This window comes from Neisseria weaveri (genome assembly GCF_900638685.1).
In the GTDB taxonomy this organism is placed as follows: Bacteria; Pseudomonadota; Gammaproteobacteria; order Burkholderiales; family Neisseriaceae; genus Neisseria; species Neisseria weaveri.
This window is the reverse complement of the sequence record NZ_LR134533.1, coordinates 1590582-1606818: the sequence shown is the minus strand read 5'-3', so window position 1 is coordinate 1606818 and position 16237 is coordinate 1590582. Positions and strand designations below refer to the sequence as shown.

Annotated in this window: 12 protein-coding genes; 6 read left to right on the top strand and 6 right to left on the bottom strand. The window is 49.4% G+C overall.

The window, feature by feature from the left end:
- Positions 1-388 precede the first annotated feature (388 nt).
- A complete protein-coding gene (gene ettA, locus EL309_RS07800; protein WP_004283796.1) occupies positions 389-2062 on the top strand; it encodes an energy-dependent translational throttle protein EttA in 1674 nt (557 codons plus the stop codon).
- Between the two features lie 85 nt (positions 2063-2147).
- Here ettA and hpnC read toward each other — a convergent pair whose 3' ends face one another.
- From hpnC to EL309_RS07785, 3 genes are all read right to left on the bottom strand, one after another.
- Positions 2148-2963 (bottom strand): squalene synthase HpnC, encoded by an 816-nt coding sequence (gene hpnC / locus EL309_RS07795; protein WP_193777289.1) that lies wholly within the window; start codon positions 2961-2963, stop codon positions 2148-2150.
- An 81-nt stretch (positions 2964-3044) separates the two neighbouring features.
- Positions 3045-3821 (bottom strand): ferredoxin--NADP reductase, encoded by a 777-nt coding sequence (locus EL309_RS07790; protein WP_004286253.1) that lies wholly within the window; start codon positions 3819-3821, stop codon positions 3045-3047.
- 144 nt (positions 3822-3965) lie between these two features.
- Positions 3966-5120, bottom strand: a complete 1155-nt coding sequence (locus tag EL309_RS07785) for a trans-sulfuration enzyme family protein (RefSeq protein ID WP_004283800.1) — start codon at positions 5118-5120, stop codon at positions 3966-3968.
- A gap of 203 nt (positions 5121-5323) precedes the next feature.
- Between EL309_RS07785 and folE2 the strand changes: the two genes are divergently transcribed.
- The 4 genes from folE2 (at position 5324) to mscL (ending at position 9905) form a co-directional block, all read left to right on the top strand.
- Positions 5324-6118, top strand: a complete 795-nt coding sequence (gene folE2, locus EL309_RS07780) for a GTP cyclohydrolase FolE2 (protein WP_004283801.1) — start codon at positions 5324-5326, stop codon at positions 6116-6118.
- A gap of 241 nt (positions 6119-6359) precedes the next feature.
- Positions 6360-8144, top strand: coding sequence for a protein-disulfide reductase DsbD (dsbD, locus tag EL309_RS07775; protein WP_036494928.1), 1785 nt, complete (start codon positions 6360-6362; stop codon positions 8142-8144).
- 218 nt (positions 8145-8362) lie between these two features.
- A complete protein-coding gene (gene fabI, locus EL309_RS07770; protein ID WP_004283803.1) occupies positions 8363-9154 on the top strand; it encodes an enoyl-ACP reductase FabI in 792 nt (263 codons plus the stop codon).
- Between the two features lie 310 nt (positions 9155-9464).
- On the top strand, positions 9465-9905 hold the full coding sequence (mscL, locus tag EL309_RS07765) for a large conductance mechanosensitive channel protein MscL (protein WP_004283804.1): 441 nt from the start codon (positions 9465-9467) through the stop codon (positions 9903-9905).
- Positions 9906-10202: 297 nt separating this feature from the next.
- Here mscL and EL309_RS07760 read toward each other — a convergent pair whose 3' ends face one another.
- From EL309_RS07760 to EL309_RS07750, 3 genes are all read right to left on the bottom strand, one after another.
- Positions 10203-13151 carry an autotransporter outer membrane beta-barrel domain-containing protein gene (locus tag EL309_RS07760; RefSeq protein WP_004283806.1) on the bottom strand — a complete coding sequence of 983 codons (2949 nt, stop codon included), beginning with the start codon at positions 13149-13151 and terminating at the stop codon, positions 10203-10205.
- Between the two features lie 412 nt (positions 13152-13563).
- Positions 13564-14478, bottom strand: a complete 915-nt coding sequence (gene hslO, locus EL309_RS07755) for an Hsp33 family molecular chaperone HslO (RefSeq protein ID WP_004283807.1) — start codon at positions 14476-14478, stop codon at positions 13564-13566.
- Positions 14479-14609: 131 nt separating this feature from the next.
- Positions 14610-15185, bottom strand: coding sequence for an Ntn hydrolase family protein (locus tag EL309_RS07750; RefSeq protein WP_040669786.1), 576 nt, complete (start codon positions 15183-15185; stop codon positions 14610-14612).
- Between the two features lie 31 nt (positions 15186-15216).
- Between EL309_RS07750 and EL309_RS07745 the strand changes: the two genes are divergently transcribed.
- Positions 15217-16059, top strand: a complete 843-nt coding sequence (locus EL309_RS07745) for a class II glutamine amidotransferase (RefSeq protein ID WP_036494911.1) — start codon at positions 15217-15219, stop codon at positions 16057-16059.
- Positions 16060-16237 lie beyond the last annotated feature (178 nt).

The window sequence follows — 16237 nt, the reverse complement described above, 5'->3', positions numbered from 1 at the left end:
AAAACAATATCATTTAAAATCATATACTTAAAAAACAAGGTTTATAAAATTGCATATTTGCAACACTATCATCAATTCTGTTGCTTTTTTGCAAACAGATATTCCGACACCGGCGTCCGACTTGATTTATTCAACTTGCTTCCAATCGTTATAGCAGCCCCGCCCTTTTACTCTTCATTACCGCTACTGTATTTTGAAGCGCCATCATAAGGCTGATACAATGTTGACTATCCTGTGGGCAAACTTTACCGCGCAGGTATCACGTACATCAATTAATATTTATTGTTGATGCATACCTATTTCCAGAGGGGATTAAGGTGTTATTTAGGCCGTCTGAAATTTTAGAGCTGCAACATCTCCGCTATATATACTTATTATAAGGATAGTTATGAGCCAATACGTTTATTCCATGCTGCGCGTAAGCAAAGTGGTGCCGCCGCAAAAAACCATCATCAAAGATATTTCCCTATCGTTTTTCCCCGGCGCGAAAATCGGCCTGCTCGGTTTGAACGGCGCGGGCAAATCCACCGTGCTACGCATTATGGCAGGCGTGGATAAAGAGTTTGAAGGCGAAGCCGTGCCGATGAGCGGCATCAAAATCGGCTATCTGCCGCAAGAGCCGGAGCTGGATCCTGAAAAAACTGTGCGTGAAGAAGTGGAAAGCGGTTTGGGCGAAGTGGCGGCCGCGCAGAAGCGTTTGGAAGAAGTGTATGCCGCGTATGCCGATCCGGATGCCGATTTTGATGCGCTGGCGGAAGAGCAGGGCCGTTTGGAAGCGATTATCGCCGCAGGTTCTTCAAGCGGTGGCGGTATGGAGCATGAATTGGAAATCGCCGCCGATGCGCTGCGCCTGCCCGAATGGGATGCCAAAATCGGCAATCTTTCCGGTGGTGAAAAACGCCGCGTGGCCTTGTGCAAGCTGTTGTTGAGCAAGCCGGATATGCTGCTTTTGGACGAGCCGACCAACCACTTGGATGCCGAATCGGTGGAGTGGCTGGAGCAGTTTTTGGTGCGCTTCCCCGGCACCGTAGTGGCCGTTACCCACGACCGTTATTTCTTGGACAACGCCGCCGAATGGATTCTCGAGCTTGACCGCGGCCACGGCATTCCGTGGAAAGGCAATTACTCTTCTTGGCTGGAGCAGAAAGAAAAACGCTTGGAAAACGAAGCCAAAACTGAAGCCGCCCGCCTGAAAGCCATGAAGCAGGAATTAGAATGGGTGCGCCAAAACGCCAAAGGCCGCCAAGCCAAATCCAAAGCGCGTTTGGCACGCTTTGAAGAAATGTCTAACTACGAATACCAAAAACGCAATGAAACGCAGGAAATCTTTATTCCCGTGGCCGAGCGTTTGGGTAACGAAGTGATCGAGTTTGTAAACGTGAGCAAGTCGTTCGGCGACAAACTCTTAATAGACGATTTGAGCTTCAAAGTGCCGCCCGGCGCGATTGTCGGCATCATCGGCCCTAACGGTGCGGGTAAATCGACCCTGTTTAAAATGATTGCCGGTAAAGAGCAGCCCGACAGCGGCGAAGTGAAAATCGGCCAAACCGTGAAAATGTCGCTGATCGATCAAAGCCGCGAAGGTTTGCAGAACGACAAAACCGTGTTCGACAACATCGCCGAAGGCCGAGATATTCTGCAAGTCGGCCAGTTTGAAATCCCCGCCCGCGCTTATTTGGGCCGTTTCAACTTCAAAGGCAGCGACCAAAGCAAAATTGCCGGCAACCTTTCCGGCGGCGAACGCGGCCGCCTGCATTTGGCAAAAACTTTGCTGTCGGGCGGCAATGTGCTGCTGCTGGACGAACCTTCCAACGATTTGGACGTGGAAACCCTGCGTGCGCTGGAAGATGCTTTGCTGGAGTTTGCCGGCAGCGTGATGGTGATTTCGCACGACCGCTGGTTCCTCGACCGTATCGCCACCCACATTCTGGCTTGCGAAGGCGATTCGAAATGGGTGTTCTTCGACGGCAACTATCAGGAATACGAAGCCGATAAAAAACGCCGCTTGGGTGAAGAGGGTGCCAAACCGAAACGGATTCGCTATAAACCGGTAACGCGTTGATTAAGAGTTTGAAAAGGCCGTCTGAAAAATTTCAGACGGCCTTTTTCTATTCCCTATTAATATTGAGATTACTCGGTTTAGATAACTATTTCTTCAACCATGCCCGTTTCACAATCATCCACCAATCTTTCGCTTTCAATTTAGGGCGGTTATTGAAAACATCGTAGCGGTTTTCATCCAATTTCTGCAAAACCGTCAGGCCGCCGATAATAATCATGCGCAGCTCGAAACCTATTCTGCCCTGCAATGTCTTGCCCAACGGCGAGCCGGCCTTCAACATTTTATAAGCGCGGTTGCACTCGTAAGCCATCAGCCTTTGAAAAGCGAAATTCACTTTACCTTCCGCAATCTGCTGCTCGCTGATATCAAACTTCTGCAAATCTTCCTGAGGAATATAGACGCGGCCTTTCTGCCAGTCGACCGCTACATCTTGCCAAAAATTAATCAATTGCAAAGCCGTGCAGATACCGTCACTTTGCGCCAAACTGAGCTTATCGGTTTCTCCGTACAAGTGCAGCATAATCCGGCCGACAGGATTGGCGGAGCGCCTGCAATAATCCACCAGTTCGGCAAAGGTTTCATAGCGTTTTTTCACGACATCCTGCTCAAATGCCGACAATAAATCGTAAAACGGTGCCAAAGGCAGATGAAAAGGTACAACTGCACGCTGCTGCAAATTCCGCATAACCTGCATTTCCGGTAACTCGCCCCGACCGATCTTATCCAACTCACTCCGCAATTTGGCCAGTTGCTGCAAACGCTGTTCGTTGCCTGCTTCTCCTTCGTCTGCGATATCGTCGGCCATTCTGGCAAACGCATAAACCGCATGGACGGGGCGACGCAACCGGCGCGGCAACGCCAACGAACCTACCGGAAAATTTTCATAGTGATTAACCGACATCATCCAATATCCCAATCCGCCCAGAATTTTCAGACAGCCTCAATATATATAAGGTAAGGCCGTCTGAAAATTTGGTAATTATTAAAAACCGTTTTCCATCATGATTTGCCCGGGAATTCGGTTGCGGTGCATGGCAAAACCCATGTCCAGCAAGGCTTGGAAAGTGTCTTTCACCATGGCGGGGTTGCCGCAGATCATGAAACGGGTGTCGGCTGTGTTGAACTGCATATCGAATGCGGCCGCAAGTTCGCCGTTTTTTAACAGTTCGGGAAGGCGTTTGCCGAGGGCGCCGTCGGTGGTTTCGCGGGTAACGACGGGTACGAAATGCAGTTTGTGGAAATGTTCTTCAATCAGCGGATGCTCGGCAAGGGCGGCGATGCGGTCGTTGAAAATCAGTTCGTTGCCGTAAGAAACGGAATGCGCGAGGGCGAGGCGGTCGAAGCGTTGCCAGATTTCGGGCTGTTCCAAAATCGATAGAAACGGTGCGATGCCGGAACCTGTGCAGAGCATTACCAAATCTTTGCCGTCGGGGAAGCGCTCGGGCAGCAGGAAGCCGGTGGCGTTTTTGTCGAGCAGGATAGTATCGCCCTCTTTCATCGCGGCGAGTTTGGCCGACATGGGGCCGCCTTCGATCAAAACGGCGAAGTATTCTAAGGTGTCGGCGTATTCGGCGGAAACGACGGAATAGGCGCGCCAAATAAAGCCTTCGCCGTCACGAAAGCCTAATCGTGAAAATTGGCCGGCCGAAAAACGGTAGGCTTCGGGGCGGGAGATGGCGAATGTCATCAGCTTGGGTGTGTGGTGCTTGATCCATAATACGGTTTCTTCCGTATATTTGGCTTCGGGTGAGGCGGCCATGCTTATCTCTTCAATCTATAAACTTTCAGACGGCCTTGATTATACCGAAAGGCCGTCTGAAACATAACCATAGGTTTTTTAGGGTTTTAAAAGCAAAAGGCCGTCTGAAAATTTCAGACGGCCTTTCAACAAAAAACGCTCGGTTTATTTAACGGTATTCAACGCATTGTCGATATCCGACCAAATGTCTTCGATATCTTCAATACCGACCGAAAACCGCAACAGGCCTTCTTTAATACCCAATCCGGCTTTGACTTCCGGCGACATGCCGCTGTGCGACTGTGAATAGCTGTGGTTCACCAAACTTTCCACACCGCCTAAGCTCGATGCCATCTTAAACAGCTTCAGGTTTTGAATCACGCTGTCCACCGCTGCCTGCGTATCGTTTTTGAGATAAACCGACACCACGCCGCCGAAATGGCGCATTTGCCGTTTGGCTAAATCATGGTGTTCATGCCCGGCCAATCCGGGGAAAAATACTTTTTCCACCGCCGCATGATTTTGCAGGCGCTGCGCCAATTCCAGCGCGTTTTCGCAATGTTGTTTCATACGCACCGCCAAAGTTTTAATGCCGCGCAACACCAGCGCACAATCCATCGGCCCGGCAACCGCGCCCGTGTTTACCGTCATATTATGCAAAGGTTTGGCCAAAGCTTTGTCTTTCACCACCACCACGCCCATCAATACATCCGAATGGCCGCACAGATATTTGGTTGCCGAATGAAATACGATATCGCAGCCCATCGCCAACGGGTTTTGCAGATACGGCGTAGCAAAAGTATTGTCGACACCCACCAACACGCCGGCTGCTTTGGCCTTTTCTGCCAAAGTTTTAATATCCACCAAGCGCAATAAAGGATTGGACGGCGTTTCCAACCACAGCATTTTTACCTTCCGTTCCGCCAAAATGTTATCGAGATTGTCCGGTTCGGTCAGGTCGGCAAACACCACATCAATGCCCCAATGTGCATACACATCGACAAGCAAATCATAAGCACCGCCGTAAATATCGGCTACCGCCACAATCGTATCGCCCGGGCGAAGAAAAGTACGCCAGACCGCATCGATACCTGCCATGCCGCTGGCAAAAGCAAAGCCGGCCTCACCCTGCTCCAACTGTGCAACCGTGTCTTCCAACACCCTTCGCGTCGGGTTACTCAAACGCGAATAACGATAAGGAATCTGCTCGCCGATTTTCCGCATGGCAAACATGCTGTTTTGATAAATCGGGGGCATAATCGCACGGTGATGCTCGTCGCAGTCGTAACCGACATGGATGGCTTGTGTCGCAAATTTCATGGCAAACCGCCTTTAATATTCAATAATCAATCAATTAGGCACGGATTGTAACACTATCCGAAAAATAGAAACAATCAATGCCGTCTGAAAATACAAATGCTATAATCGCCGATTAAAAATGATATGTGCAGTCCGAAACCACGCACCAAAAAATTTCAGACGGCCTCGCCGCAACACGGCAAAGCCCACACACTCAATCCACAATGAAGGAAATTTACCGCATGAACGCCGCTATTGCAGACGTGCAATCCACTCCTGATTTACGCAACATGCCGATTAACCAAGTCGGTATCAAAGACTTGCGCTTCCCCATCACCCTCAATACAGAAGAAGGCACACAGGCCACCGTTGCCCGCCTCACCATGACCGTTTTCCTGCCTGCCGACCAAAAAGGCACGCACATGTCGCGCTTCGTCGCCCTGATGGAAAAACAAACCGAAGCCTTAAGCTTCAGCCGTCTGAAAACCCTCACCGAAGAAATGACTGCCCTGCTGGATTCCCATTCCGGAAAAATCAGCGTTTCGTTTCCGTTTTTCCGTAAAAAAACCGCGCCTATTTCCGGCATCCAATCCCTGCTGGATTATGATGTCACCCTCACCGGAGAAATCAAAAACGGCGCATACAGCCATACATTGAAAGTATTGGTACCCGTTACCAGCCTTTGCCCCTGTTCCAAAGAAATTTCACAATACGGCGCGCACAACCAACGCTCGCACGTAACCGTAACCTTAACCTGCAGCGAAGAAGTCGGCATTGAAGAAGTCATCGATTGCGTAGAAGCCCAAGCCTCCTGCCAACTTTACGGCTTGCTGAAACGCCCGGACGAAAAATTCGTTACCGAAAAAGCCTACGAAAACCCCAAATTCGTTGAAGATATGGTGCGCGACGTTGCCACTGCATTGCGTGCGGAAAGCCGTATTTGCGGATTCGTGGTGGAAAGCGAAAACTTCGAATCCATCCACAACCACTCGGCATACGCCTACATCGCTTATCCTTAAAAAAGATCAATCTTTTTAACACCAAGGCCGTCTGAAAATTTCAGACGGCCTTTGATATGACAGCTCGGGCTTATCCTAATATAATAAACCCGTCCCCGCGCAAACGCAGGACGATACGGCTTTCAAACCGGCTGCCGTCTAAAAACGCTCACAAACTGAAAGAAAAACCCAACTCATCCGTCTAATTCATTAACAGCCCGAAAATTATTCAGGCCGTCTGAAACAACCAGAAAAAATAATGATGAAAAAACTACTCCTTCTCCTTACCTCCTGGCTCATGCTTCTACCCCAAGCTTACGCAGTCGATCCCTCTAAGCTGTTGTCTCCCGAAGAAGCCTTTATTCCCCAAGTAAACGTAACCGAACAAGGCATTAGTGCGCAATTCGCCATTGCCGAAGGCTACTATCTCTACCAATCTAAAATCGAAGCCGAAACCGATCCCGACGGCCTGCTTGCCGAAGCCAGATACAGTAAAGGCGAAGAAAAAGAAGATGAGTTTTTCGGCAGACAAACCGTTTACCACCACACCGCGCAAGCCGACTGGCCGTATAAACAGCCGCAAACGCCATACAAGCTGATATTAAAATATCAAGGCTGTGCCGAAGCCGGTGTCTGCTACCCCCCTGCCGAAGCCGTGTTCGACATTCAAGGCAACGGCCTTTACCAAACCGGGCAGGCTCAAGAACCGGCTGCAGCGAAAAACCGTTTTTTAAAGCCGGACAACACCGGCCTCAACAAAAATACCAATACCGACAGCAGCCGCTTCAAGCTTTCATGGGATACGCTGAACGCCAATTTATTGGCGTTTTTTCTCGCCGGCTTGGGTCTGAGCTTCACGGCCTGTATGTATCCTCTGCTACCCATCGTTTCCGGCATCATTATCGGCGATAAGAACACTTCCAAAAGCCGTGCCTTTATCCTGACTTTGATTTACGTTCAAGGCCTGGCACTGACCTACACCGCTGTCGGCGTTATTGCCGGCTTGACCGGTTCGCTGCTGACCGTGTGGCTGCAACAACCGTGGGTCGTACTGAGCGCTGCTGCGGTAATGGTTTTATTGTCTCTATCGATGTTCGGCATTTTCAATCTGCAATTGCCGGTTGCCATACAGAGTTACTTCCAAAACCAAAGCAGTAAACTAAACGGCGGCAAAACCGTTTCTGTATTCGTCATGGGCATGCTGTCGGCCTTGATTGTCGGCCCGTGTGTCGCACCGCCGCTTGCTTTCGCTTTAGGCTATATCGGCCAAACCGGCGATGCCGCATTGGGCGGATTGGCTCTATATACTTTGGCACTCGGTACCGGGGTACCCTTAATTTTAATCGGTACTTTCGGCGGCCATATCCTGCCCCGCGCCGGCACTTGGATGAACGGCATCAAATATGCTTTCGGCTTTATCCTGCTTGCCGTTGCCGTTTACCTGGCCACGCCCTACCTACCCTACTGGCTGGTTGCTTCCCTTTACACCATACTGATCCTCGCGCCCGCCGCTTTACTGTTCTACCATATGCCTAAACAAAAAGGCCGTCTGAAAATCATCGGCTTGGTTTCGGCAACTGCGCTGCTGTTGGGCGGATTGTGGTTCGGCTTTCAAAGCCTAAATCGCCAAACCACTGCGCTGCACCACTTCCTGACACTCACTCCGCCTTCGGAACAGCACGGCGGATACGGCCACAGCTTCACGGATGTCAGCCGACTCAAAGCCGCCATGCAGCAAGCTTTAACAGAAAATCCCAATCAGCCGGTATTATTGGATTTCTACGCAGACTGGTGTGTTTCCTGCAAAGAAATGGCTGCCTACACACTCAACCAGCCTGCCGTTCACGAAGCCGTCGATATGAACCGTTTCTTCAAAATCGACGTTACCGCCAACACGCCGGAACACCAAGCATTATTAAAAGAATACGGTCTGTTCGGCCCGCCCGGCATTTTTGCCGTGCATGCAGACGGCCGCCGCAGCGAACCTTTGCTCGGCTTTGTCAAACCCGAAGCCTTCATCGATTGGTATCGCCAAAATCAGCAATAACCCCAAGCCGGACACCGTCCGGCTTTTTTACCTCCACACTGCCGGATAGTCTGCAACGAGTTTTACAATATACGCCGTTTTTTCAGACGGCCTCCGAATCCGTGCCTATACAATATGCCGTCTGAAAATCCTTTTCTACACCAAAACAAAGCCTTTTGATATAATCGCCTGTCAACCATTCCGCAGAACCATCACTACACCACCAAAGGATAATAAACATGGGCTTTTTGCAAGGTAAAAAAATTCTGATTACAGGCATGATTTCCGAGCGTTCCATCGCATACGGCATTGCCAAAGCATGTCGCGAACAAGGCGCTGATCTTGCCTTTACTTATGTTGTCGAAAAACTGGAAGACCGCGTGCGCAAAATGGCGGCCGAATTGGGTTCCGAACTCGTATTCCGTTGCGACGTGCAAAGCGACGACGAAATCAACCAACTGTTTGTCGATTTGGGCAAAGCATGGGACGGTTTGGACGGTTTGGTTCACGCTATCGCCTTTGCTCCTCGCGAAGCGCTCAACGGCGATTTTCTCGACAGCATCAGCCGCGAAGCCTTCAACGTGGCACACGAAGTTTCCGCTTACAGCCTGCCTGCATTGGCCAAAGCCGCACGCCCGATGATGCAGGGCCGCAATGCCTCCATCGTTGCCTTGTCTTATTTAGGTGCCGTCCGCGCCATTCCCAACTACAACGTTATGGGCATGGCCAAAGCCAGCCTGGAAGCCGGCATCCGCTTTACCGCATCTTGCTTGGGTCGCGAAGGTATCCGCTGCAACGGTATTTCCGCCGGCCCGATTAAAACGCTGGCCGCTTCCGGTATCGCCGATTTCAGCAAACTGCTGAACCACGTTGCCGAACAAAACCCGTTAGGCCGCAATGTCACCATTGAAGAAGTAGGCAATGCCGCTGCTTTCCTACTGTCCGACCTGTCTTCCGGCATCACCGGCGAAATCACTTACGTTGACGGCGGATACAGCATCAACGCTTTGAAAGAGCCTGAACAACAATAAACCGTCTCATCAAAAAAGCCCTGCCTGCCTTTATTAAAATCGGCAGACAGGGCTTTTTTTGCAAATATCATTTTCCGTAAAACTATTTCAATCGAAATAAGCAGCATGCAAAAAAGTGTCGTATTTAGACATCAACATGATCATTCGGGCGGTCATTTTTCTTACTTAAGCGGAAGCACCCCCCCACTACATACGGTTACATACTTTTTTTTACACAAAACACTCTGAACCATACCTGAAAAAATGTATCATACCGTAAACATTCCAGGAATTTTTCACACATTAACAATAACCTCAAGGAATTTATATCATGTCATTAAAACAAGAATTTAAAGAATTTATTATGCGCGGTAATGTTATCGACCTGGCGGTCGGTATGGTTGTCGGTACAGCATTCAGCGGCATCGTAAAATCGTTGGTAGACGACGTTATCATGCCTCCTATCGGCTTGCTGTTGGGCGGTGTCGACTTCTCCAACCTGTTCATTACCTTGAAACAGGGCGCCAATGCACCTGAAGCCGGTTATGCTACTTTGGCTGCCGCTCAAGAAGCCGGCGCAGTAACCTTGAACTTGGGCCTGTTTATCAATACTGTAATCAGCTTCCTGATCGTGGCTTCTGCGATTTTCGTTGTGGTTAAATTGATCAACCAACTGAAGCGTAAAGAAGAAGCGGCTCCAGAAGCTCCGGCCGAGCCAAGCGAAGATATCTTGTTGTTGCGTGAAATCCGTGACTCTTTAAATAAAAAATAATCTGCTTTTATTTAAATAAATTCAAAGGCCGTCTGAAATTTTCAGACGGCCTTTTTCATAGCAATAAACAAATCTCGCTTTCTATCCAAGTCACTTGCCCCTTTCCTGTCTTTCTCCTGTCTGCTTTCACCCACAACACCAACCCGCCGAAAATCGCCAATCAAAATACGGCAAAACCGGCTTGCCGTCACTCCCATACTTTAAGGCCGTCTGAAAAAAATGACGATAAAAAACCGGAACGCTGAATGCGCTCCGGCTTATGTTTCCGACATCAGTCGGTTTCAAATCCAAGTTTTGTCAGAACTTGGCTTTAATACCGATATTGAAATTGGTTTGATGGCCTTTTCCGCCAAAGCGGTGCAGACGGCGTAAATCGGAATAAAGATAGCTGTTGCTTCCCAGCTTGGTTTGCACACCCAAGCCTGCCTCGATACCGCTGTGTTTGAATGTTTCTTTCACTTTCAATACGCCGCCGTTCGGGTGGGTAAACGATGCACGGTTTTTATCGGCAAAGTCATGATGCAGGTTTACAAGCGCATATACGTTGGTATCTCTCTGCTCAAACTGTTTGTCTACACGCGCTCCGACACGCAAACGCAGACTGTCGGCATCTTTAACTTTCACTTTGGCAAAATCATCGCTTGCATTGCGGTAATCGGTATACAGATATGACAATTGCGCTTGCGGCTCGATTTTCCATTGGTTGGCCAACACATAAGGCTTACCGGCTTCAACAGACAAACCGTATTGCATGCCTTTCAGCTTAGAAGTGCGTTTCTCGTCATCTTTCAATGTGTTGCTCACATAATTGATTTGGGCAACGCTATCTACATACCAATCGCTTGCGCCGGTAACGGTATGATATACACCGATACCGCCGGTATGGGATTTAACCTCTCCGGCTGATGTGCCGAGCGACACATTATTGCGGTCGCGGTCGTAAGTATCGGCATTGCCACGCAGATATTGTACGGTTACACCCGCTCTAGACGGTTTGTCTCCGCCGCTTTGCCACAAATTACGGCCGATCTGTACGCCGAAAAGGTTTTGTTTGTAGCTGAATTGGCGGCCGCCTTCTTGTTTGTCCCGGCTACTGATCAACCTTGCCCAAGTTTCGGCTTTACCGTCCGTATCCGGATTGAATTTGCCGTTACGCTGATGCATGGTAGACAGCAATGCCAAACCGCCGGTGCTGTTCGCTGCGGAAGCGGTAAGATAATTGGCTACGCCCGAACGGAAAGTATTACGCAAATACCAGTTGCCGTCGTTCGGCGTTACCAAACCGTTTTTCACTAAACGGTATTCGTATGAATCAACCGTCAATTTCGGTTGCGACAAATTGAATACCGCTTCGGACCGGCCTTTGACTTCAACTACTTTGATACCTTCTTTGGTTTTGGCACCGGCACCGCCCAAATTGGCCACTTCCACCGTGATATTGCCGGCAGTATCGCCTTCCACGACCAATTTATCGGTTGCGCTGTCGTCACCGTTCAAAGTGGTCTGCAACATCAACTTGCTGCCTGCTTCAGCTTGGAGGCCGTCTGAAAATACCAAAGTATTCTGTTTATCCGCACCCGGAACAATTAACGAACCCGATTTTGCCGTTACCAAGCCGCCGACCGTACCGCTGCCGCTCAAAACGGCTTGATCGGCCACAATCAAGCTCTGACCGCCAAGTTTTCCGTCAACACGTAATTCGCCTGCATCCACGCGGTTGGCACCGGTAAATGCCGTACTGTCGCCGCTAAGCAGCATACGTCCGCTGCCTGCTTTAACATAGCCTCCGCTACCTTCGAATTTACCGGCAAATTCGGTATTTTGAGCGGTTCCCGCAGTTAAAACCGTTGTTCCGGTACGCACCGTGCTGCCGCCGACACCGCTCAAATCCTTCACGACGGTCGCACCGCCTGTTACACCGGATACATCAAATACGGAAGCGGCTTTGGCCAGCTCGACACCGCTGCTTGAAGCCAAACTGCCGGATTTGGCCAATGACAATGCCGTACCGTCAATCACGGTTTTGCCGGTATAAGTATTGGCACCCTCAAAAGTTACCGAACCGCCGCCAACTTCGTCTGCAACGGTAAACGTGCCGCTGCCTGCCGCATCCAAATCGGCAAACGTACCGACAAAGCGGGTCGCTTTACCGTCGGCATTAATTCTGCCGCCCAGCGGATTAATCGTGAAATTAGAAGCGTACATCCCTTCTTTATCCGTTCTCAGCGTACCGCCCTCGAAAGCCGGATTAACCGTTATACCCAATTGCGAGCCATCGTAAAACGGTTTTTTCAAATCGATATTGGACTTGGTTACGGGAGGAACGGGCGTTGTACCTGAAGAAGGCGGCACATCGATTTTATCCAGTGTTTCGTTCATTAAATAGTAATAAACCAAATCCGCACTTTTACCGCTGTCCAACGTGCCGATATCAAATCCCATGCCGATTGCGTAATCTCCGTTGCCTTCCATTTTTCCGGAAAGGTAAAAATCCGGATCATCCGTCCAAGCCTCCGAGACACCGGTGTTGTGTTTATAGGAAGAATTGCTGTAAATACCTACCGGCAAACCGGTTTTCTGACCCAACGAATGCACCCAGTCTTCAGGTTTGAATTTACTGGTGCCGCGTCCGTTTATCGTGTAATGGGAAGCGTAAGTGTTCACATCCGGATCAGGATCCAAAGCAGTCAAGAATTTCACTTCGGTCAGATTTTTCAAGGCCGTCAATTTGGTTTCAACACGAATACCCTGCTCGGTTTTATCAACGCTGTATTGATGGTTCACCGTGTAGAAGTCGTCATACTTGCCGGACCACGAAACGGCAGCTCTGTCTCCGGAGCTGATATCACGCGGCTTTTCTACCGTTTCAATTTGTTGCGTACCGTTATTATCGTTGGTGGCCAAACCGGTTTCTTTGGTTTTCACACTGAATATTTGGAACGGCGTGCCGGGAGTCAGGTAATCGTCAATGCCGAAATTACGCTTACCGGTTTTGTCATACTGCATACCCGGAGAATCAGAATAACCGGAACCGAGCGTACCCCGGTCATTAACCGCAGTGCGTACATAGTCCCCTGTCAGGGTAATCGGGGCGGCATATGCCGTTGCCGACAAACAAGCGGCAGCAATACATGCCGCTATAATTTTGGCCGAACCGGCCGGCTTACCTTTGCGCTTGGTTGTTTCTGCTACGGCAACATATGTACCTTTAACAGGATCATAGATGCTTGCAAAAGTATGGTTCATGTCATTCTCCTACGTTTTTACTCATCATTTATCGGTAGCGACTATAAATCATTCAATTATTATCAAATTGAAAATTAATATGTGCACAACCACCCTACACACTGCTTTACTATTTATATAGATTAATTTACACAATAAAGAGTTCCTGTCATTTTTGTAAATAAATTTTAATTATCAAGAAGATTGAAAAACAAAAATAAAATATCAATTCAAGCCCATTTAATCGGACACCGGCAGCTTCAAAAGGCCGTCTGATTTTTTGAAAACAGAAAAATTATTAAAAATATAATAAATTCTTCACAGCCCAAAGTCCGACAATAAAAAAAACCGGAATGCCGACATCGGCATTCCGGTTTTTCCGGCAATACTCCCTAAGCCAACTTAAGGAATTGATTTTATCTATAACGCATAACTATTGAATTTTCAGCGCCTCTTCCCTAACGGCTTCCACAACGTCCATGCCGAACAAAGCATTGACATCCGTTTCGTCAAACACATATTTTTCGTTACAGAAATCGCAATCAATCTCCAAGCTGCCTTGTTCCACAATTACTTGGCCTACTTCCTGCCCGCCCAACATCAACAGCATATCGCTCACTTTTCCGCGCGAACATGTGCAGGCAAATTCCATATTTTCCGGCTCGAAAACACGGGGCGGCGTTTCATGGAACAAACGGTATAGCATATGTTGCGCATCCAAAGTAGTCAGCTCTTCATAGGAAACCGTTTGCGCCAACGTTTCGACATAATTCCAAGCTTCCGCGTCTACGTCCTCTTCCGGCAGACGCTGCAACAAAAGGCCGCCGACCGCTTCGTCCGATGCGGCCAAAGTAATGTGGGTATCCAATTGTTCGGAACGCTTCATATAATGCATCAACATTTGCGCGATGCTGCTGCCCTCCAACGGCACGACACCTTGCCACGGCTCGCCTTCTTTAGGCTGCAACGTCATCACAAATACGCTGTTTTTACCCAACAAATCCACCAAACTTTCATCATCGCCGATCTGCGCCTGTTCGTCCCAACGGGCGGTCGCACGGCAAGTTTGCTCGGAAGTCGCTTCCACCACCAACATTTTCAGACGGCCTTGCCCCTGTACCTGAACAATCAGCGTACCTTCGTTTTTCAAGTTGCTCGATAACAAAGCACCGGCGGCCAACAACTCGCCTAAAGCACGGCGGATAGCCAAAGGATAATGTTTGCGTCCGACAATATGCTGCCAAACCTTTTCCAAGCGGATATGCAGGCCGCGTACCGGCATATCGTCAAAAATAAAGCGGACGCGGCTGTCCGACAGCGAAGCGGCAACTCCTGTATTCATGTTCATAAACCAATCTTTCTGATGAATTAAATCAATATCCGATTGGCTCCAATATGGTTGTGAGGCCGTCTGAAATCAAGAGTAGGCCATAAAAAAACCGCCCGTTGATCCCGGGCGGTTTGTCCGTTCAAACAAGCTCAAATTTTTCTTTCTGTAGCAAGCAGTTGAACCGGCAAACTGGTGCTGATGTCGAATGCCGCACCTGCTTCGACAGCCGCTACAGCCAACGCTTCGGCATCATACTGCTCCTGCCCGTATAAAACCTGAAGCGCACCCATCGCATACTTTCTGCCGCTGCCGATCGCCCAAAAACGCTTAAACTGATAAACTTCGCGCATGGGGTAAACACCGAAAATCCCACTGGGATTGGCAATCACCACCATCATCTGGCTGGATTCGTACGGGTCATCCTCTTCCTCTTCGGGACGCAGGAAAAAATGCTCTTTCAGTTTGGCGTGCAATTTGCAGAATGTGTGAAAAATCGCTTCCCTGCCGTACAAATCGGCAGCTTTGACATTTTTCAACGCCGATTTCAGTACCAAATCATGCGCGGTACTGCCGGAAACGGCAATAAAACTATCGGCATGACGGAAAATTTTTTCGCTGAACGCATCGTTTTCCTCACCCAAAAACTGGTCGTCGCCAAATGTGGTTTGACTATCCGCGGCAATCGCGATACGGTTTTGTTTTTCTACGATCACTATCGTGGTCATTGGACTCTCGAGATAATTTAAAGGTAATTTTATGTGCCAGCTTTTAGGCATGAATTGTAACACACCCACAGACATCGTTTTTTCGTTTGAAGGTTTCCGCCTGCGCGGCGGCGTTACCGACCACCATGCCGACGGTTTCGGCATCGGTTTTTTCGAAGGCAAAGGCATACGCCTGTTTCACGACGACAAGCCCAGCGCCGATTCCCCCGTTGCCGATTTGGTCAAAACCTACCAAATCAAATCCAAGAATGTGATCGCCCACATCCGCAAAGCCACGCAAGGCCAAGCCGCACTGGCCAACACCCATCCCTTTGTTCGTGAAATATGGGGAGAATATTGGCTGTTTGCCCATAACGGCCATCTGAAAAACTTCGCTCCCGAACCAGGCAACTACTACCGCCCCGTCGGCAACACCGATTCCGAACGCGCCTTCTGCTACATTCTCGAACAACTCCGCAGCCGCTTTTCGACACGGCCGGATAACGATACCCTGTTTGAAGCCGTCAACCGGCTGACCGAAGAAATCCGCAGCTACGGTTTATTCAATTTTATGCTGTCTAACGGCGATTTGCTGTTTGCCCATGCCAGCACGCTGCTGCACTACATCGTACGCAAAGCGCCGTTTGGCGAAGCCAAGCTGGTTGATGATGACGTTGCCATCGATTTTGCCGCCGTTACCACGCCCGACGACAAAGTAGCAGTGATTGCCACCCTGCCGCTTACGGTCAACGAAACATGGTCGCAACTGGCCGTGAACGAATTAGTGATGTTTGAAGAAGGCGACATCAGCCGCAGAAGCTGTCCGCAACCGCCTGCTTTCCTGACAATCGAACAAGGACTGGCCATTGCACGATCGGTCGGTGCCGGTAACTAAGCCTTTTATAGAGGCAAACAAAAAGGCCGTCTGAAAATTTCAGACGGCCTCAAACTTTTTCCGGGTTATCCCATCGAAACCGATATGGCAGCCACCTGCGCGGTTACGGTCATTTAAACGCTTTTGCCGTCTATCCGCCGCAATCCGTTTGCCGCTGCCCCGAAACAACGGGAATTTG